The sequence below is a fragment of the Ensifer sp. MJa1 genome, from assembly GCF_037026475.1.
Taxonomy (GTDB): domain Bacteria; phylum Pseudomonadota; class Alphaproteobacteria; order Rhizobiales; family Rhizobiaceae; genus Ensifer.
Genome location: NZ_JAKUMO010000035.1, coordinates 32,239 through 49,813 on the forward strand (window position 1 = coordinate 32,239; position 17,575 = coordinate 49,813).

Annotated in this window: 19 protein-coding genes and 1 pseudogene; 14 read left to right on the forward strand and 6 right to left on the reverse strand. The window is 61.4% G+C overall.

Annotated elements, in window-relative coordinates; translation table 11 throughout:
* The first annotated feature begins 21 nt into the window (after positions 1 to 21).
* The 4 genes from MKZ91_RS29475 to MKZ91_RS29490 all read left to right on the forward strand — a co-directional run bounded on the left by MKZ91_RS29475 (position 22) and on the right by MKZ91_RS29490 (position 4,155).
* On the forward strand, positions 22 to 1,170 hold the full coding sequence (locus MKZ91_RS29475; RefSeq protein ID WP_336174574.1) for an ABC transporter permease: 1,149 nt from the start codon (positions 22 to 24) through the stop codon (positions 1,168 to 1,170).
* 13 nt (positions 1,171 to 1,183) lie between these two features.
* Positions 1,184 to 2,002 carry an ABC transporter ATP-binding protein gene (locus MKZ91_RS29480; protein WP_336174575.1) on the forward strand — a complete coding sequence of 273 codons (819 nt, stop codon included), beginning with the start codon at positions 1,184 to 1,186 and terminating at the stop codon, positions 2,000 to 2,002.
* A 79-nt stretch (positions 2,003 to 2,081) separates the two neighbouring features.
* Entirely contained in the window at positions 2,082 to 3,452 is a 1,371-nt protein-coding gene (locus MKZ91_RS29485; protein ID WP_336174576.1) for an MlaD family protein, read from the forward strand.
* Positions 3,453 to 3,540: 88 nt separating this feature from the next.
* Complete coding sequence (locus MKZ91_RS29490) at positions 3,541 to 4,155, forward strand: ABC-type transport auxiliary lipoprotein family protein (protein WP_336174593.1); 615 nt, start codon at positions 3,541 to 3,543, stop codon at positions 4,153 to 4,155.
* On the opposite strand, the gene MKZ91_RS29495 is transcribed toward MKZ91_RS29490, so the two are convergent.
* Positions 4,142 to 4,420: a BON domain-containing protein gene (locus MKZ91_RS29495; protein ID WP_336174577.1), complete on the reverse strand. Its 279-nt coding sequence runs from the start codon at positions 4,418 to 4,420 to the stop codon at positions 4,142 to 4,144. The two genes, MKZ91_RS29490 and MKZ91_RS29495, sit on opposite strands and share 14 nt — an antisense overlap.
* Between MKZ91_RS29495 and MKZ91_RS29500 the strand changes: the two genes are divergently transcribed.
* On the forward strand, positions 4,410 to 4,748 hold the full coding sequence (locus MKZ91_RS29500; protein WP_336174578.1) for a hypothetical protein: 339 nt from the start codon (positions 4,410 to 4,412) through the stop codon (positions 4,746 to 4,748). The genes MKZ91_RS29495 and MKZ91_RS29500 overlap by 11 nt on opposite strands.
* Before the next feature lie 76 nt (positions 4,749 to 4,824).
* Here MKZ91_RS29500 and hemF read toward each other — a convergent pair whose 3' ends face one another.
* Complete coding sequence (gene hemF / locus MKZ91_RS29505) at positions 4,825 to 5,736, reverse strand: oxygen-dependent coproporphyrinogen oxidase (protein WP_336174579.1); 912 nt, start codon at positions 5,734 to 5,736, stop codon at positions 4,825 to 4,827.
* A 214-nt stretch (positions 5,737 to 5,950) separates the two neighbouring features.
* Here hemF and MKZ91_RS29510 point away from each other — a divergent pair, with 214 nt between their 5' ends.
* Positions 5,951 to 6,211, forward strand: coding sequence for a hypothetical protein (locus tag MKZ91_RS29510; RefSeq protein WP_336174580.1), 261 nt, complete (start codon positions 5,951 to 5,953; stop codon positions 6,209 to 6,211).
* A gap of 73 nt (positions 6,212 to 6,284) precedes the next feature.
* Here MKZ91_RS29510 and soxR read toward each other — a convergent pair whose 3' ends face one another.
* The gene (gene soxR / locus MKZ91_RS29515; protein ID WP_336174581.1) at positions 6,285 to 6,755 is read right to left on the reverse strand and encodes a redox-sensitive transcriptional activator SoxR; all 471 of its coding nucleotides are present in this window, start codon (positions 6,753 to 6,755) and stop codon (positions 6,285 to 6,287) included.
* Between the two features lie 77 nt (positions 6,756 to 6,832).
* Here soxR and MKZ91_RS29520 point away from each other — a divergent pair, with 77 nt between their 5' ends.
* Positions 6,833 to 7,408, forward strand: a complete 576-nt coding sequence (locus MKZ91_RS29520) for an NADPH-dependent FMN reductase (protein ID WP_336174582.1) — start codon at positions 6,833 to 6,835, stop codon at positions 7,406 to 7,408.
* Positions 7,409 to 7,493: 85 nt separating this feature from the next.
* Here MKZ91_RS29520 and MKZ91_RS29525 read toward each other — a convergent pair whose 3' ends face one another.
* Positions 7,494 to 7,955 carry a tRNA (cytidine(34)-2'-O)-methyltransferase gene (locus MKZ91_RS29525; protein ID WP_336174583.1) on the reverse strand — a complete coding sequence of 154 codons (462 nt, stop codon included), beginning with the start codon at positions 7,953 to 7,955 and terminating at the stop codon, positions 7,494 to 7,496.
* Between the two features lie 491 nt (positions 7,956 to 8,446).
* On the opposite strand from MKZ91_RS29525, the gene MKZ91_RS29530 reads away from it, so the two are divergent.
* The 5 genes from MKZ91_RS29530 to MKZ91_RS29550 all read left to right on the forward strand — a co-directional run bounded on the left by MKZ91_RS29530 (position 8,447) and on the right by MKZ91_RS29550 (position 15,429).
* Entirely contained in the window at positions 8,447 to 10,300 is a 1,854-nt protein-coding gene (locus tag MKZ91_RS29530) for an ABC transporter ATP-binding protein (RefSeq protein ID WP_336174584.1), read from the forward strand.
* 119 nt (positions 10,301 to 10,419) lie between these two features.
* Positions 10,420 to 12,285, forward strand: coding sequence for an ABC transporter ATP-binding protein (locus tag MKZ91_RS29535; protein ID WP_336174585.1), 1,866 nt, complete (start codon positions 10,420 to 10,422; stop codon positions 12,283 to 12,285).
* 368 nt (positions 12,286 to 12,653) lie between these two features.
* A complete protein-coding gene (petA, locus tag MKZ91_RS29540; RefSeq protein WP_336174586.1) occupies positions 12,654 to 13,232 on the forward strand; it encodes a ubiquinol-cytochrome c reductase iron-sulfur subunit in 579 nt (192 codons plus the stop codon).
* 14 nt (positions 13,233 to 13,246) lie between these two features.
* Positions 13,247 to 14,527 carry a cytochrome b gene (locus tag MKZ91_RS29545; protein ID WP_336174587.1) on the forward strand — a complete coding sequence of 427 codons (1,281 nt, stop codon included), beginning with the start codon at positions 13,247 to 13,249 and terminating at the stop codon, positions 14,525 to 14,527.
* Positions 14,528 to 14,559: 32 nt separating this feature from the next.
* Complete coding sequence (locus MKZ91_RS29550; RefSeq protein ID WP_336174588.1) at positions 14,560 to 15,429, forward strand: cytochrome c1; 870 nt, start codon at positions 14,560 to 14,562, stop codon at positions 15,427 to 15,429.
* A 156-nt stretch (positions 15,430 to 15,585) separates the two neighbouring features.
* On the opposite strand, the gene MKZ91_RS31700 is transcribed toward MKZ91_RS29550, so the two are convergent.
* Both MKZ91_RS31700 and MKZ91_RS31705 read right to left on the reverse strand, forming a co-directional pair.
* Complete coding sequence (locus tag MKZ91_RS31700; protein ID WP_442892365.1) at positions 15,586 to 15,768, reverse strand: GrpB family protein; 183 nt, start codon at positions 15,766 to 15,768, stop codon at positions 15,586 to 15,588.
* A gap of 104 nt (positions 15,769 to 15,872) precedes the next feature.
* Positions 15,873 to 16,154, reverse strand: a pseudogene (locus tag MKZ91_RS31705) (GrpB family protein); the annotation flags it as partial.
* Positions 16,155 to 16,339: 185 nt separating this feature from the next.
* Here MKZ91_RS31705 and MKZ91_RS29560 point away from each other — a divergent pair.
* Both MKZ91_RS29560 and MKZ91_RS29565 read left to right on the forward strand, forming a co-directional pair.
* Positions 16,340 to 16,723: a hypothetical protein gene (locus tag MKZ91_RS29560; protein ID WP_336174590.1), complete on the forward strand. Its 384-nt coding sequence runs from the start codon at positions 16,340 to 16,342 to the stop codon at positions 16,721 to 16,723.
* A gap of 266 nt (positions 16,724 to 16,989) precedes the next feature.
* Positions 16,990 to 17,388 carry a VOC family protein gene (locus MKZ91_RS29565; RefSeq protein ID WP_336174591.1) on the forward strand — a complete coding sequence of 133 codons (399 nt, stop codon included), beginning with the start codon at positions 16,990 to 16,992 and terminating at the stop codon, positions 17,386 to 17,388.
* Positions 17,389 to 17,575: the final 187 nt, after the last annotated feature.

Genomic DNA, 17,575 nt, shown 5'->3' on the forward strand with positions numbered 1-17,575 from the left:
AATCGGGAAAACAGAAGCCACGTGTCGCAAGCCGCCCGCAAGATCTCTGCCGATGTCGCACTGGCCGATAGTGCCGGCGGGCGGAGCTATGTGTTCACGGGCGCCTGGCGGCACGAGACGGCTGAAGCGATGGCGGCCAAGCTTGACGGCCTGGCGCGCAAGGATGACGGCATCCGGCAGTTCGACCTGTCTGGCGTGACGGCGATGGATACTGCGGGCGCCTGGATCATCCGGCGCTTCATGACCCGCGTGGCCGGCCCCTCCCGCGATGATGTTCATTTCGTCGAAGGTGGGCAGCGCTATGTCGAACTGATCGACGCCTTGCCGGCGGAGCTGCGCTCGCCCGAGACAGGCAACGAACGCGTTCCGATCTTCCAGCGGATCTTTGCGCCGGTCGGCGAGGTCATGGTGGCGACGTGGCAGGACATTGTCGCGGCCATGTACATTCTCGGCTCGGCGGTGCGTGGCGCCCAGCTCAAGCTCGGAAGACACAGCGGCGTCTCTCCGGCGGCGATCGTTCATCAGATCGACCGGATGGGCGTGATGGCGGTGCCGATCATCATGCTGATGTCGTTCCTGATCGGCGCGATCATCGCGCAGCAAGGTGCGTTCCAGCTTCGTTACTTCGGCGCCGAAGTCTTCGTCGTCGACCTTGTCGGCATTCTGCAACTGCGTGAAATCGGCGTGCTTCTGACGGCGATCATGATCGCCGGCCGCTCCGGCAGTGCGATCACCGCCGAAATCGGCTCGATGAAGATGCGCGAGGAGGTCGATGCACTGAAGGTGATGGGGTTGAGCCCCGTCGGTGTGCTCGTCTTCCCGCGGCTTGTCGCCCTGACGATCGCCCTGCCACTCCTGACGATCATCGCGAACTTCGCCGCGCTGACCGGCGCCGCCCTCGTCGCATGGGGCTATTCCGGCATCACGATCCCGACCTTCCTTGCCCGTCTGCAGGAAGCGGTCGACTTTTCCTCCGTCGCCGCCGGCATGATCAAGGCGCCGTTCATGGCGCTGATCATCGGCGTCGTGGCCGCCGTCGAGGGCCTGAAGGTCGGCGGCAGTGCCGAGTCCCTCGGCCGCCATGTGACGTCCTCGGTGGTCAAGTCGATCTTCGTCGTGATCCTGATCGACGGGCTTTTCGCGATGTTCTACGCGGCAATCGATTTCTGAGGCGAGGAACAGCGTGAACCCAGTCTTAAAGCAGCACGAGGAATACCATCAGACCGAAGCGAACGGGCGCGAATCCGTGCTTTCCGTCCGCGATCTGACGGTCGGCTTCGGTTCCAACATCGTGCTCGACAAGCTCAACCTCGAAATCTACCGCGGCGAGATCCTCGGCTTCGTCGGCGCGTCCGGTACGGGCAAGTCGGTGCTGATGCGCACCGTCCTCAGGCTGCTGGCGAAACGATCAGGCAAGATCGAGATTCTGGGCGCGGACTACGACAAGATCAGCGAAGCCGAGCGTATTGCGCTCGACATGCGCCTCGGCGTTCTGTTCCAGCACGGAGCGCTTTTTTCGGCGCTGACGGTGCGCGAGAACATTCAGGTGCCGATGCGCGAGTATCTCGACCTGCCGCAAGACCTAATGGACGAACTGGCGCGGCTGAAGATCGAGCTCGTGGGCCTGGCGCCGGAAGCAGCGGAAAAATACCCGTCGGAGCTTTCCGGCGGCATGATCAAGCGCGCAGCACTTGCGCGCGCCTTGGCGCTCGATCCGGACCTGGTGTTTCTCGACGAGCCGACCTCGGGTCTCGATCCGATCGGCGCCGCGGAGTTCGACGAGTTGATCGCCAAGCTGCGCGACACGTTGGGATTGACCGTGTATATGGTGACTCACGACCTCGACAGCCTTTTTTCCGTCTGCGACCGCATCGCGGTCCTCGGCAAGAAGAAGGTTCTGGTCGAGGGCACCGTCGAAGACATGCTGGCCTGCAACGATCCCTGGGTGCAGTCCTATTTCCGCGGCAAGCGGGCACGGTCGATCGTGCGCCACGAGCAATGACGAGAGCATCGCTCCTGGCGCTTTAGCGTCAAGGGCGAAGGAAGAGCCGGTGACGCGGCCACGAAGGTAGTCGGTACGAATGGAAACGAAAGCGAACTACGCCATTGTCGGTTTCTTCACGGTGTTCGTGATCGCGGCCGCATTCGGCTTCGTCTACTGGATGTCGCAATACGGCCGCAGCGGCGAAATGGTCGAGTTGGTCGTCAACATCCCGGGTTCGGCCAATGGCCTGTCGGTCGGCTCGCCGGTGCGCTTCAACGGTATCGCCGTCGGCTCGGTGCGCAATCTGGCAATCGACGCCAATGACCCGCGCTACTCGATCGCGGTCACCGAGGTCTCGATCGACGCGCCGGTGCTGAAATCCACCAAGGCAACGCTGGAAGTGCAGGGCCTGACGGGTGCGGCCTATATCGAACTCAGCGGCGGTCGCAAGGGTGACGAAAACATCCTGAAGTCGGCGATCGAAAAGGGGACGCAGGCGCGTATCCTCGCCGACCAGTCGAGCGTCACCAGCCTGCTCGCCACGGCCGACCAGATCATGGACCGGGCCAATGACGCGATCACGGATATCCAGGGTTTCGTGACCGATGTGCGCGGTCCGCTGACCCAGACGATCCGCAATGCCGAGACGTTTTCCGATGCGCTGGCCAAGAATTCCGGCGCGATCGACAACTTCCTGAAAAGCGTGACCGAGCTCTCCGGTTCGCTCAGCGCAGCCTCGAAGAAGCTCGATTCGACGCTGACGTCGGCCGAGACGCTGGTGAAGTCCGTGGATCCCAAGAAGGTCGATCAGATCGTTTCCAACGTCGAGCAGATCAGCAACGACCTGAAGGCGGCTTCCGGTGGCGTGACGGAGACCCTCGCGGCGTTCCGCAAGACGGTCGAGACCTACGACCAGTTCGGCAAGAACGCCCAGAAGACGCTGGCGCGCGTCGATACGCTGGTGGCCTCGGTGGACAAGCAGAAGGTGGAACTGGTCGTCAACGACATCACGGCGGCAACCGCCGATGCCCGAAAGACGGTCGCCAATATTTCGCAGTTCGCCTCGAAGATTACGGCGCGGCAAGAGGATATCGACCGCACGATTACCGATGTAACGCAGCTTGCGAGCAAGCTGAATGCCGCCTCCAGTCGAGTCGACAGCATTCTCGTCAAGGTCGACGGTTTCCTCGGCGATGCGGACGCGCCATCGCTTTCGGCAGACGCACGCGCAACACTCGCGTCCTTCAAAAAGATGGCCGACAATCTCAACGCCCAGATCGGCCCGATTGCCGACAACCTCAAGCGCTTCTCCGGCTCCGGTCTGCGCGACGTCGAGGCGCTGGTCACCGATACACGGCGCACGGTGCAGAGCCTGGAGAATACGATCTCCACATTCGACAAGAACCCGCAACGTCTTCTCTTCGGGGGCGAAACGGTAAAACAGTATGATGGCCGCACCCGGCGCTGAGTCGGGGCCGGCATTACCGGCGTGGGGCCGGACGGTGTGTTTTCGATCGGGAGCGCGCCAGGGTGTGTGGGACAAGGGTTTGGGCAGTATGAATTTTTCGGAGCTTGTGGGTGTAGGGAAGACGCGTGCTTGGCGTTCCGCTCTGATTTTCATGCTGGCTGCAGGCCTTGCCGCATGCGGCACCCGCGCCACCAATGACACATTCGGCCTTTCGGCGGCGCCGGTCATCGAAGGGCGCGCGTCGACGAACAAGCAGATCCTTGTGCCGGAACCGACGGCGCTGAAGGCGCTCGACAGCGACCAGGTGGTCATCCGCCTGTCCGGGTCGGAGCTGCAATATCTCTCCAAGGCGCAGTGGAGTGACCGGCTGCCGCGGATGGTCCAGGCGAAGCTCGTGCAGGCGTTCGAAAATACCGGCAAGATCGGTGGCGTCGGCAAGCCGGGCGAGGGGCTTGCCATCGACTATCAGATCATCTCGGAAATCCGCTCGTTCGAGATTTCCACCGAAGGTGGCGACACCGCTGTCGTCGAGATCTTCGCCAAGATCCTCAACGACCGCACCGGCACGGTGCGAGCGCAAAAGGCGTTTCGTGCGACGACCGCGGTGAAGGGAGCCGGCAATCCGGCTTTCATCAAGGCATTGGACCAGGCGTTTGCCACCGTTTCCGCCGAAATCGTTAGCTGGACCCTCAGCTCGATCTGACCGCCACCGCCTCGATCCGGTTGATCACCTCAGCGACGCCGTGCACCTGTCTTGCGGCCTCTTCGGCTCTGCCGACCTCGGCCGCGGTTGCGACAAAGCCGGCAAGGATGATGGTGTTGCCTTGGGCAGTCACCGTCACATCGGAAGCATCGAGGCCGGGCACGGCCGTCAGAAGATCGGCAACGCGGCCCTCCAGTTCCGCCGTTTGATCCGGTGTCAGTTCCTCTGGCTCGACGCCGTGGAATGTCCGCTTCTTGAATACCATGGCAACCACCTCGCTTCAGGAAAGTGAAACGCCAGAAGCCGCGGTTTGTTCGGTTGTTTCATTTGAAACAGCGCGGAATTCGCAGGCATGCGATGAGTGCTGCAAGCGACGGGCTCGTCGCAGTGGTAAAAAGCAGCAGGGGATCTACTCGATGCGCGGTTCTTTCTTCGCCACGGCTCTGGCGATGGTGCTGGCACTTGCCTTTGGCACGGCAGCCAAGGCGCAAAACTACAGCTATGGCTGCAAGCCGAGTTGTGTCGTCAAGACCGTCAAGACTTACGGCGCCTATGGCAATGTCTTCCTGAAGAAAGTGCGGATCTGCAAATAGGCAAAGAGCGCTGCCTTTAGCGGCAACGCCCTGTCTGTTCGCCTGACTCAGGTCGCCTTGCCTGCGTGAGACCGAGTTACGGCCAGCGCACCACCGGCGGCATGGACGAGAGGATCGACTCGACGTTGCCGCCGGTCTTCAGGCCGAAGATCGTGCCGCGGTCGTAGAGCAGGTTGAACTCGACGTAGCGACCGCGTCGCACCAGCTGTTCGTCACGGTCTTCCTCGGTCCACGGCGTGTTGAAATTGCTGCGGACGATCTTCGGGTAGACGAGGGCAAAGGCCTTGCCGACATCGCGAGTGAAGGCAAAGTCGGCGTGCCAGCCGCCCTGTTCGTCTGAGGAATGCAGCCAGTCGTAGAAAATGCCGCCGGTGCCGCGCGGTTCGCTGCGATGCGGCAGGAAGAAGTAGTCGTCGCACCACTTCTTGAACTTGGCATGGTCGGCAACCGCGTGCCGGCTGCAGGTGATCTCCATGGCACGATGGAAGAGCTGCGTGTCCGGATCCGTCATGACGCGGCGCCGGTCAAGAACCGGCGTCAGGTCCGCGCCGCCGCCGAACCAGTTGCTCGTCGTCACCACCATCCGGGTGTTCATGTGCACGGCCGGGACATTTGGGTTCACGGGATGCGCGATCAGCGAGATGCCGGAGGCCCAGAAACGCGGATCTTCGTTCGCACCCGGAATCTGGCTGCGGAACTCCGGCGAAAACTCGCCATAGACCGTCGAGGTGTGGACACCGACCTTTTCGAAGACGCGACCTTCCATCATCGACATGCGGCCACCGCCGCCCTTGCCATCCTCACGGCTCCAGTCCTTGGCAACGAAACGGCCGGGGGCGCGATCGGAAAGCGGTCCCGTCAGCTCGTCCTCGACCGCTTCGAAGGCGGCGCAGATGGTATCCCGCAGTCCTTCGAACCACGCGCGCGCTTCGGCCTTCTTTTCTTCGATGTCTGCGGGGAGCCCTTGGGGTAGCTGCGGTCGTTCCATGGAAATTGCGTCCTGTTGGCGGCTTTTGCCGGAGAAAAGCGGCCGATTCGATTGATTTCGCCACAGGCCACACTTTCGCGTCGATGGCAACGGCGCTTTACCGTATCGGGCAGTCTGTCGCATGGCGAGGTACGGCGCCAGGTACCTCCGGTCCTCACAATGCTCTAGCAAAGCGTTGATCGCGCCACTATCTTAGCGCTTAGGGGTATGGCCCATGGCAAGAATACCCGCAGCTCCGCCGCTCGATGGTTTGCGGCGGCAGATCGCCCGGCATCGCCGGGACAATCCGACACGAGGCGATGGCCTGTTCGTGCGGGAGACCTTTCGGCTCACGCGTAGCGCGGCCCGGGCCAAGGCGCGCGAATGGTTCGATACCTGGCCGAAGGCGGCCTACTGGACCGAGGTGGAAAGCTGGCGCCAGCTCGACGGCGACGAGATCGAGTTTACCATGCGCCGCCTGCCGACCGCGGACTGACCGAGGCTCCTAGTCGCCACGAGCCGCCGATTGCGGGCAGACCAAACTTCTTCATCGTCCATGTCGACCGCATTCAAGCGTGGCTGTCCTCTTCCATCAGCCTTGGCCCGGCGCCTTCCATCGACAGCACGTCATGCGGATTGCGCAAGGGACATTCCCTGAGCGACAGGCAGCCGCAGCCGATGCAGCTCGTCAGGTGATCGCGCAACGCCATCAGGCTGGCGATGCGTTCGCTCAGCTGTTCGCGCCAGTTTTCGGACAGTTTGCTCCAATCTTCCACCGTCAGTGGACGATCGTCCGGCAGAACAGACAATGCGTCCTGAATCTCCGAAAGAGGGATGCCGGTGCGCTGGGCGACCTTGATGACGGCGACGCGCCGCAGAATGCCGCGCGGATAGCGCCGCTGGTTGCCGCGGGTGCGGTTGCTGCGGATCAGGCCCTTGGCCTCGTAGAAGTGCAGGGTGGAGACGGCAACGCCACTGCGTTCCGCCACTTCGCCCACCGTCAGTTCGCGGCGCAGTTCATTGTTCTTGACGATCGTCATGGTGGCTATTGACCTCAACTATTGTTGAGGTTCTATAGCATTGGCTCCAGGACGCAGACAACAGGAGCTTGATCCCCATGACTGAAAAAATGACCCTTGCCGTGATCTACGGCAGCGCGCGCCAGGGTCGCTTCTGCGATACCGTTGCCAACTGGCTGGTCCGCGAGCTTTCGACGTCCGAGATCTTTTCCCTCACCGTGATCGACCCCGCACGGCTTCGCACCTCGCGCGGCGTCGGTGCAGCGGTCGATCCGGGCGAGTGGCTGGAGCGCAAGATCGCCGAGGCCGATGCCTTCATCATCGTCACCCCCGAATACAATCATGGCTACCCGGCGGCGCTGAAGGAACTGATCGATTCGGTCTACGGGCCCTGGCACGCAAAGCCCGTCGCCTTCGTTTCCTATGGCGGAGCCTCTGGCGGCATTCGTGCGGTCGAACAGTTGCGGCAGGTGTTCGGCGAGTTGCATGCGGTGACGCTTCGTGACGGGATTTCGCTGCCAAAAGCGTGGTCGAAATTCGACGCTGCCGGCAACCTCTACAAACCCGACGAATTGCGCGCGCCGCTGTTTCTGATGATGGACAGGCTGACCTGGTGGTCACGAACGCTGAAGCAGGCGCGCAAGAGCGCGCCTTACAATGATGTGGCGGCGTGACCGAGGGTCGCACCACGGGCCCGAGCCGGGCATCGTGTCGATGGCCGACCAAGGCATGAGACAGGAGGCGTCGATGCTGACTTTGCTAGACCGGCGAAACTTGCCGAATGGCCTCACCGGCGATCATTGCGGCCGAGATCGCGATGTTCAGCGACCGTTGGCCATCGGCCATCTTAATGAGGATGCGCCCATCCGCCCGCTCGTGCACATGGTCGGGCACACCGGCGCTCTCGCGACCGAAGAGCAGGATGTCGTCCGGGCGGAATTCGTAGCGGGTATAGGGCAGGGCGGCCTTGGTGGACGCCAGCACCAATCGTCGACCGCTTGCGGCTCGCCATTCCTCGAAGTGTTCCCAGTTGACGTGCCGCGTCAGCGCCACCGAGGCGATGTAGTCCATGCCGGCGCGCTTCAGGTTGCGGTCGGAAAGGTCGAAGCCCGCGGGCTCGATGATATCGACGCCAAGGCCGAGGCAGGCGGCCATGCGCAGGATCGTGCCGGTGTTGCCGGGAATGTCGGGCTGGTAAAGGGCGATGCGCAGGTTGCTCATGGGGCTGCGGTTGCTCCGGGAGTTCAAGGCGGAATGAATGTCTGTCCGGGCTCCTATGGCATCGAATGCCGGATCGATCCACCCTCGATCAACGTGCGCTGCCGTCAATCGCGGATCGCTCATTTCGCCCGCGCTAATCTGTGCCGAAACAGCAACAGCAGATTGTGCGATGAAAAAATGGGCAAGAAAGTGCCTGCGACAATCTGGCATGTCGTCGCGAATAGGGGTAGAGATCAGACCTCTTCAACGCGAACCGACGGAGGCAAACATGACTGTATGGATGTTGACACGCCTTCCAGGAGTAGTGGGCCACCGTTTGGCCTGACCGGTTCCGCGACCTATCTTTTTAAAAGAGATCGACGCGCTTCCGGGACTCCGGAAGACGTAGCCCTTTTGCGGGGCGGCATTTCCGGACTGCAATTTTCATCATAAGAATGCGGGGCGCGCACGAGATCCCGCTTTCCTTCAAAATACTCTGAAGGAGCAATGCAATGTTTGGCTGGTTTGAGTCCCGCCTCAATCCCTATCCGACGGAAGAGCCGACGCTTCCGCCGAAGAGCCTTTTCGGCTTCTGCTGGCACTATTCCAAGCCGGCCGTGCCGTGGCTGCTCATCATGTCGGTCTGCACCGCGTTGATCGCCATCGGCGAAGTGGCGCTGTTCCAGTTCCTTGGCAACATGGTCGACTGGCTGTCGAGCGCCAATCGCGAGACCTTCCTTGAAGCGGAAGGCGGCCGGCTCTTCTGGATGGGGGCGCTTGTTCTCATCGGCCTGCCGGGGCTGGTCGCGATCGATTCCCTGATCATGCACCAGGTGCTGCTCGGCAATTATCCGATGATCGCCCGCTGGCAGATGCACCGCTATCTGCTTCGCCAGAGCATGACCTTCTTTGCCAACGAGTTCGCAGGACGCGTGGCGACGAAGGTGATGCAGACCTCGCTTGCGGTGCGCGAAACGGTGATGAAGATCCTCGACGTCTTCGTCTATGTCGTCAGCTATTTCGTCACGATGCTGGCCGTCGTTGCGACCGCTGACTGGCGGCTCGTGATCCCGCTTGCCATCTGGCTGGCGATCTACATCTGCATCGTCGGCTACTTCGTGCCGCGGTTGCAGAAGATCTCCAAGGAGCAGGCGGATGCACGCTCGATGATGACGGGCCGGATCGTCGACAGCTACACCAATATCGGCACGGTCAAGCTGTTCTCGCATGCCGGCCGCGAGGAAAGCTATGCCCGCGAGGGCATGGACAGCTTCCTCGACACTGTGCATCGCCAGATGCGCAAGGTGACGCTGTTCCACATTCTCGTTTACGCCAACAACAGCATCGCGCTGTTCGCAATTGCCGCTCTTGGCATCCATCTGTGGCTGACGAGTGCGATTTCGGTCGGCGCGATCGCGATCGCGGTCGGCCTGGCGATGCGCATCAACGGCATGTCGCAGTGGATCATGTGGGAAGTCTCGGCGCTGTTTGAAAACATCGGCACGGTCTACGATGGCATCGGCATGATGACGAAGGCCCACGACATCGTCGACGAACCGGACGCCAAGGCGTTGAAGGCAGAGAAGGGGGCAATCGCCTTCGACAACATCCGCTTCCACTACGGCAAGGCCAAGGGGGTCATCGATCACCTGTCGCTCGACATCAAGCCGGGCGAGAAGATCGGTCTTGTCGGCCGTTCGGGTGCGGGCAAGACGACACTGATGAACCTGCTCCTGCGCTTCTACGACCTGGAGGACGGCGCGATCAGGATCGATGGCAAGGATATTTCCACCGTCACCCAGGACAGTCTGCGTGCCCAGATCGGTGTGGTGACGCAGGACACCTCTCTGCTCCACCGCTCCATTCGCGACAACATCGCCTATGGGCATCCGGAGGCGGACGACGAGGCGATCATCGCCGCGGCCAAGCGCGCGAACGCCTGGGACTTCATCCAGGGACTCGAGGACAACCAGGGCCGCAAGGGCCTGGATGCCCAGGTCGGCGAGCGTGGCGTCAAGCTCTCGGGCGGCCAACGGCAGCGCATCGCGATTGCACGCGTGTTCCTCAAGGACGCGCCGATCCTGATCCTCGATGAAGCCACCTCGGCGCTCGATTCCGAAGTCGAGGCGGCGATCCAGGAGAACCTCTTCGCGCTGATGGCCGGCAAGACGGTGATCGCGATTGCCCACCGCCTGTCGACGCTGACGGAGATGGACCGGCTGGTGATCCTCGAGGCCGGTCGGATCGTCGAGACCGGCTCGCACGGCGAACTCGTCGCCAAGGGCGGCCTTTATGCCGATCTCTGGTCTCGCCAGTCCGGCGGCTTCATCGCCGACGACGTCGAGAAGGAAGAGGCGGCAGAATAAGAACAGGCGGCCCGCCGTTGGAAAGTGCGGCGGACCGCTCTCTTAGATGTTACGCATTTGTAATCTGCAATTGAGCGGAAACCGATTGCTGTTCCCGCTGAACCGCCTATATCGGAACCATGCTCAGCGCCATCGTCAGCCTCTTCGAGAACTGGATCAAGCCCTTCGCGCCGCGCGAGCGTCTTCAGCCGCCGAAATCACTCTGGGGTTTTGCCTGGTTCTATGCTCGCCAGGCCAAGGGGCCGTTCGTGGCGATGGCGGTGCTCGGCGGCCTCGTCGCCATGCTGGAGGCGGGGCTTTTCTATTTCGTCGGCCGGCTTGTCGACGTGCTCGATACGGTCAAGCCCGAAGCCGGCTGGAGCGGCCTGATTGCCGCCAACGGGCCGGAACTGCTGTTCATGCTTTTGACCGTGCTGGTATTCCGCTTTCTGGCGGTGTCGCTGGCAGCGCTTGTCGAAGAGCAGTCGATCATCACCGGCTTCCTCAACCTGGTGCGCTGGCAATCCTATGTGCATGTCGCCCGCCAGTCCCTGACCTTCTTCCAGAACGATTTTTCCGGCCGCATCGTCACCAAGGTCTGGTCGGGGGCGCAGGCAACCAGCGATCTGATCGTCTCGCTGCTGCAGGTCGTCTGGTTCATCGTCATCTACACGGCCTCGACCATGGCGCTGGTGGCGCAGCTCGATTGGCGCCTGGCGGCGATGGTCGCCTTCTGGATCGTCATTTTCCTGTCGCTCGCCCGCTATTTCGTTCCGCGCATCCGCAAGCACGCGCGTGACACCGCGGAAATGGCATCGATGCTGAACGGCCGCATGGTCGACGCCTATTCCAACATCCAGACGCTGAAGCTCTTCGGCCGCGACGAGGAGAACGATCGCTACATCCGCGCCGGCTTCGACCGGTTCCAGCGGGCGGTGATCCCGTTCACGCGGCTGCTGACGGCCGTGCGTGCCTCGCTGGCGCTGCTTTCCGGCCTGATGATCACGGCGATCGCGGTCTATGCGATCCATCTGTGGCTTGGCGGCGCAATCAGCTCCGGCGCGGTTGCCTTCACGCTGGCGCTGGTGCTGAGGCTCAACATGCTGCTCGGTCGCATGATGACCCAGTTCAACTCGATCATGCGCAACATTGGCACGATCCAGAACTCGGCCGAGCTCGTGTCGCAGCCAATCGGACTTGTCGACCGGCCCGACGCAAAAGAGCTTGCCGTCAGCGAGCCGGAAATCCGCTTCGAAAACGTGCGCTTCCACTACGGCAAGGGTGAGCGCGTCATCGACGACTTTTCCCTCGTCATCCGGCCGGGGGAGAAAGTGGGCATCGTCGGTCGCTCCGGGGCCGGCAAATCGACGTTGGTGAACCTGCTGTTGCGGTTCTACGACCTTGAGGATGGACGCATTCTGATCGATGGCCAGGACATCGCGGCGGTCAGGCAGGAAAGCTTGCGCGCTCAAGTCGGCATGGTCAGCCAGGACACCTCGCTGCTGCATCGCTCGATCCGCGACAACATTCTCTTTGGTCGTCCCGATGCCGACGAGGAGCAGTTGATCGCCGCCGCGCGAAAAGCCGAAGCCTACGACTTCATCGTCGACCTGCAGGACCAACGTGGACGCAGAGGTTTCGATGCCCATGTCGGCGAACGCGGCGTCAAGCTTTCGGGCGGCCAGCGCCAACGCATCGCCATTGCGCGGGTAATGCTGAAGGACGCGCCGATCCTGGTGCTCGACGAGGCGACCTCGGCGCTCGATTCGGAGGTCGAGGCGGCGATCCAGTCCAATCTCGACCGCCTGATGCAGGGCAAGACCGTGCTGGCGATTGCCCACCGGCTCTCGACCATTGCCGCCCTTGACCGGCTCGTCGTCATGGACAAGGGCCGGATCGTCGAGGAGGGGACGCATACCGAACTTGTCGCGCGCGGCGGGCTTTATGCCAGCCTCTGGTCGCGCCAATCCGGTGGTTTTCTGGCCCGCGAGGAAGCGGCCGAATAGAGCGGCTGCGCACTATGTTTGTCACCGTCCGGCGAAGCTGAATTCCGCCTGACCGGTGACCGTCAAGTCCTTGTGCCAATTGGCCGCGCTTTTCCCCGCGACAATCTGCCCACATGCCCTTGTCAAGGCTGGACATAATTTGCGATCAAGCATAGAACGCGCCGGATTGACGGGGATTCTGCGGGCCGTGCGCGCGCAGAGTTGTTCCGGATTCTGGCGCCGATGTCGCGTTTGCAACCGCAAACCGGCGGGGTGCCAGCACACTGAATAGGGCGTGGTTCCTTGACCTGGGTCAAGTCTCAAGGGGCAGGAATTTCGCCGGGGGCGGATGCGGTTTCCGCAATATTGCGTGAGAGGATGGTTTAGCCGTGAGCGAACACGACACTTCAAGCGAGGCCTTGGGCGAGCCCACTCGCCGCGATTTCCTTTATCTGGCTACCGGCATGGCAGGCGTCGTCGGCGCCGGTGCTGTCGCTTGGCCCTTCATCGACCAGATGCGTCCGGATGCATCGACGCTCGCGCTCGCCTCGATCGAGGTTGACGTCTCGAGCCTGCAGCCTGGCATGTCGCTGACGGCGAAATGGCGCGGCAAGCCGGTCTTCATCCGTAACCGTACGGAAAAGGAAGTCGAGGAGGCCAAGGCCGTCAAGCTTGACGAGCTGAAGGACCAGGTTGCGCGCAACGCCAACCTTCCCGCCGACGCGACCGCGAGCGACCTCGATCGTTCCGCCGGCGAAGGCAAGGAAAACTGGATCGTCATGATCGGTTCCTGCACCCATCTCGGCTGCGTGCCGCTCGGCCAGGCCGGTGATTTCGGTGGCTGGTTCTGTCCCTGTCACGGTTCGCACTACGATACGGCCGGCCGCATCCGTAAGGGTCCGGCGCCGGAGAACCTTCACGTGCCGACCTTCTCGTTCGTTTCCGACACAGTTATCAAGATCGGTTGAGGGGACTACTGATAATGAGTGCTGAACATTCAACCTACACGCCGACGACTGGCATTGAGAAATGGGTTGATTCCCGTCTGCCGTTGCCGCGTATGATTCATGATAGCTTCATCAGCTATCCGGTTCCCCGGAACCTGAACTATGCCTACACCTTCGGTGCGATGCTTTCGGTCATGCTGGTCGTGCAGATCCTGACCGGTATCGTGCTTGCCATGCACTATGCCGCTGAAACGACCGTTGCGTTCAACTCGGTCGAGAAGATCATGCGCGACGTCAACCACGGCTGGCTGCTGCGCTACATGCACGCCAACGGCGCATCCTTCTTCTTCATCGCCGTCTACCTGCACATTGCCCGCGGTCTCTACTACGGCTCCTACAAGGCTCCGCGCGAAATCCTCTGGATCCTCGGCGTGGTCATCTACCTCCTGATGATGGCGACCGGCTTCATGGGCTACGTTCTGCCCTGGGGTCAGATGTCCTTCTGGGGCGCGACCGTTATCACCGGCTTCTTCACCGCTTTCCCGCTGGTGGGTGATTGGATCCAGCAGTTCCTGCTCGGTGGCTTTGCCGTCGATCAGCCGACGCTGAACCGCTTCTTCTCGCTGCACTACCTGCTGCCCTTCATGATTGCCGGCGTCGTCGTCCTGCACATCTGGGCCCTGCACGTCACCGGCCAGACCAACCCGACCGGCGTTGAAGTGAAGTCCAAGACCGACACCGTTCCCTTCACGCCCTATGCGACGCTGAAGGATGCGCTCGGCGTCTCCGTCTTCCTGATCATCTATGCCTGGTTCGTCTTCTACCAGCCGAACTTCCTCGGCCATCCGGACAACTACATTCCGGCTGACGCGCTGAAGACGCCTGCCCACATCGTTCCGGAATGGTACTACCTGCCGTTCTACGCGATGCTGCGCGCCATCACCTTCAACATCGGCCCGATCGACTCCAAGCTCGGCGGCGTTCTGGTGATGTTCGGCTCGATCATCATCCTGTTCTTCCTGCCTTGGCTCGACACGTCCAAGGTCCGCTCGGCCGTCTACCGTCCATGGTACAAGCTGTTCTTCTGGATCTTCGTCGCCAACGCCATCCTGCTCGGCTGGCTCGGCTCGCGTCCGGCAGAAGGCCTGTACGTCGTGATGTCGCAGATCGGCACGCTGTACTACTTCGGCTTCTTCCTCGTCATCATGCCGGTTCTCGGCCTGATCGAAACGCCGAAGCGCATTCCGAATTCCATCACCGAAGCGGTCTTGGAAAAGCAGAATGCCAAGGCGCAGCCGGCTGCCGTACGCGCCTGATCAGAACAGCGATTGATAAGGAACCCACAACAATGAAAAAGCTTGTTACAGGCATTCTGTCACTCGCTGTCGTCGCTGGTCTCGGTCTCGGTGCGGCTGTTGCCGAAGAGGCAAAGGGCGGCGAGGAGCATGGCGGCGGTACGCCCCACTATCCGATCCACAAGCCGGAACAGCAGGACTGGAGCTTTGCCGGTCCCTTCGGTCACTACGACAAGGGCCAGTTGCAGCGCGGCCTGAAGGTCTACACCGAAGTCTGTTCGGCCTGCCACTCGATGAACCTGGTGGCCTTCCGCACACTCGAAGGCCTCGGCTACTCGGAAGCGCAGGTAAAGGCCTTTGCGGCGAACTATGAAGTTCAGGACGGTCCGAATGCCGACGGTGAGATGTTCACCCGCAAGGCTGTGCCTTCCGACCACTTCCCGGCACCCTATGCAAACAAGGAAGCCGCTGCCGCATCGAACAACGGTGCTGCACCGCCGGACTTCTCGCTGATTGCCAAGGCGCGCGGCATCGAACGTGGCTTCCCACAGTTCGTCTTCGACATGTTCTGGCCCTACCAGGAAGGTGGCCCGGACTACATCCACGCACTGCTGACCGGCTACCATGAACCGCCGGAAGGCACGGAAGTGGCCGAAGGCACGCACTACAACCCGTACTTCGCCAGCGCGGCAGCACTCGCAATGGCCAAGCCGATCTCCGACGACCAGGTCACCTATGACGATGGCACGCCGCAGACCGTCGATCAGTACGCCAAGGACGTTTCTGCCTTCCTGATGTGGGCTGCCGAACCGCACCTGGAAGACCGAAAGCGCACCGGCTTCATGGTCATGGTGTTCCTGCTGATCTTCACCGGCCTTGTGTACCTGACGAAGAAGTCGGTTTACGCCAACAAGGAACATTGATCGGCCGCCGGCTGAAGCCGGTGCGATCAAGACCCAAGGAAAAGGCCCCGGTTCGTCCGGGGCTTTTTTTGTTTTGAGGGGCGAGCGCCGAGCCTGTGGAAAGGTCTGTTCAACTTTGCTTGGCTTATAGGGATGTCGTTTTGGTGGACGCGCACCTCAAGCGTCGGACGGTCCCGGCTGCCAACCGGTTTGAGCCGCCCAACGATCGGCACGCCGGACGATGGTCCAGAGGTAATCGGACTTGGCGTCCGTGTAAGCCGCCCGGTCGTCCCGATATCGCGTCGCCAAGGTGCGTTTGAGATCGGCGTAGGGGGCGTGTTCGCCTGCGTGGGGGCGCATGTAGTCCCGAAACAGCAACGACCATTGCTCGCTCCAGCTTCCAAGACGGCGCACACATGAACATGCGTGCGCTCGTTGCCTGGTGCCTCGCGGAAGTAGCGTTTCGTCAGGTCGCCGTTGGACTTCCGCCACACGTATCCAACCATCGCCAACCTCTCCGCCAGGACTTCGACGCAGTGCAGGTCGAACACTGAAATCTGAATGTCCACGATTGGTTTTGCAGCCAGACCTTCGACTGCCGTCGAGCCGATATGGTCTATGCGCACACCGTGTTCACCCAACACACCCCGGATCGCTCGTGCCTTGACGGCGAACTGTTCCGCCCACTCGGGGGACCAGCGGCAGATTTCGACGGGTTGCTGGGAACCTAGCGATGCGATGCGCATTCGTAACCTGTGGCTCTTTTGCAGCTTGGCTGGCGGATGGGTTGGAGCGGCGTCCACATCCGGCAGCGTCTGAACGGGCGGACTTCAGCTTCCGGTGCATTAAGCAGTCCTGCAGATTAAAGTTGTGGTCCCTGCAAGGGAATGCTTAGAGAGCGGCGTTTTCATTCTCTGAGGATTGAACCCCAATGGCAATTTCATTCAAGCATTTGGCTCTGGCCGCGACGATCGGCCTTGTCGGCCTCCCTGGCATTGCCCAGGCGGAAAACTATACGGCACTTTCGAAGCAGGGCTACTCGACCGGCAAGCTCTCGAGGGGAAAGTCCGGCGCCTGGGGCTGGGTCGTTGCAAGCGGCGAGAAGAAGTACTTCTGCCGGATGAACGTCGCCTCCGTCTATGTCGACAAAAAGAAAATGGTGAGCTTTACGGCTGCCGGACTGATGCTCACGATCGATCGTGCGACCTATGACGACGCCATCGGCGGAGCGGATCCGAACAAGCCCTATCTGAAGGATCTGCAGACGGGTCGCATCAAGGCCGCTGACGTTGGCGGTTGCTCGCCGCTGCGCTGAGCCGGCTTGATCTGCGGCCCATTTCCTTTGGTCATGGCCGATAGAACGGGAAGCATGCCGCAGTTCAAAGCGCTCCGGTGTCCGCGACGCGTCTGAAACGACGCCCGGCGGTGTCGAGATGCGTTTGCCGAACATGCCGGGTGGGTCAACCGATGCTCCTGCGCTGATTTTTGCGAACGGCTTCGCCGCGTCACAACAAACCGAGGTTTTGTTGTAGAGGCCTAAATGAGTTGCAGCCGGGCCTGCAACCTGAAATTGGAGGACAAATGCTACATCATGCTTCGTTAGGTGTTTCTGATATCGCGCGCGCCGCTGCATTTTATGACGCTGCTCTTAGCCCACTTGGATACGTACGGGTCTGGGAAGATTTGCGGCCGGGAGAAGCTGATCAAGCAGTTGGCTATGGCCCGGAAGGCGGTGGTGATAAGCTTGCCATCAAATTTAGGCCGGAAGGGCAGCGTCCGCCTGGTCCAGGCTTTCATCTCGCTTTCACCGCTCCGGACAGGAGGGCCGTCGCTAACTTTCATGAAGCAGCGCTTAATCACGGAGGTCGAGACAACGGCGGTCCGGGATCACGGCCCCACTACGGACCCAACTATTATGCTGCCTTCGTCATCGACCCAGACGGACACCACATCGAGGCCGTGTTCAACTCGGCGCCTTGATCCACGGATAAGGGCAACGGTTCCGCGAACCTTATGTAGGTTTTCTGTTCCGTTGCTACTCAGACCCCAAGCCCTGCAAACGAAAACGGCCCCATCGCGAGATGGGGCCGTCAGACTGCTGACAAACCCCTGGCGAGAGCTGGGGGTTTGTGATTCAGTGGGCCATGTTGAAGAAACCCGGCCCCGA

Coding starts and splice junctions, on each gene's coding strand:
- MKZ91_RS29485 (WP_336174576.1), top strand. CDS start 2,082: ATGGAAACGAAAGCGAACTACGCCATTGTCGGTTTCTTCACGGTGTTC.
- MKZ91_RS29490 (WP_336174593.1), top strand. CDS start 3,541: ATGAATTTTTCGGAGCTTGTGGGTGTAGGGAAGACGCGTGCTTGGCGT.
- MKZ91_RS29495 (WP_336174577.1), bottom strand. CDS start 4,420: ATGGTATTCAAGAAGCGGACATTCCACGGCGTCGAGCCAGAGGAACTG.
- hemF (WP_336174579.1), bottom strand. CDS start 5,736: ATGGAACGACCGCAGCTACCCCAAGGGCTCCCCGCAGACATCGAAGAA.
- MKZ91_RS29510 (WP_336174580.1), top strand. CDS start 5,951: ATGGCAAGAATACCCGCAGCTCCGCCGCTCGATGGTTTGCGGCGGCAG.
- soxR (WP_336174581.1), bottom strand. CDS start 6,755: ATGACGATCGTCAAGAACAATGAACTGCGCCGCGAACTGACGGTGGGC.
- MKZ91_RS29520 (WP_336174582.1), top strand. CDS start 6,833: ATGACTGAAAAAATGACCCTTGCCGTGATCTACGGCAGCGCGCGCCAG.
- MKZ91_RS29525 (WP_336174583.1), bottom strand. CDS start 7,955: ATGAGCAACCTGCGCATCGCCCTTTACCAGCCCGACATTCCCGGCAAC.
- MKZ91_RS29530 (WP_336174584.1), top strand. CDS start 8,447: ATGTTTGGCTGGTTTGAGTCCCGCCTCAATCCCTATCCGACGGAAGAG.
- MKZ91_RS29535 (WP_336174585.1), top strand. CDS start 10,420: ATGCTCAGCGCCATCGTCAGCCTCTTCGAGAACTGGATCAAGCCCTTC.
- MKZ91_RS29545 (WP_336174587.1), top strand. CDS start 13,247: ATGAGTGCTGAACATTCAACCTACACGCCGACGACTGGCATTGAGAAA.
- MKZ91_RS29550 (WP_336174588.1), top strand. CDS start 14,560: ATGAAAAAGCTTGTTACAGGCATTCTGTCACTCGCTGTCGTCGCTGGT.
- MKZ91_RS31700 (WP_442892365.1), bottom strand. CDS start 15,768: ATGCGCCCCCACGCAGGCGAACACGCCCCCTACGCCGATCTCAAACGC.
- MKZ91_RS29560 (WP_336174590.1), top strand. CDS start 16,340: ATGGCAATTTCATTCAAGCATTTGGCTCTGGCCGCGACGATCGGCCTT.
- MKZ91_RS29565 (WP_336174591.1), top strand. CDS start 16,990: ATGCTACATCATGCTTCGTTAGGTGTTTCTGATATCGCGCGCGCCGCT.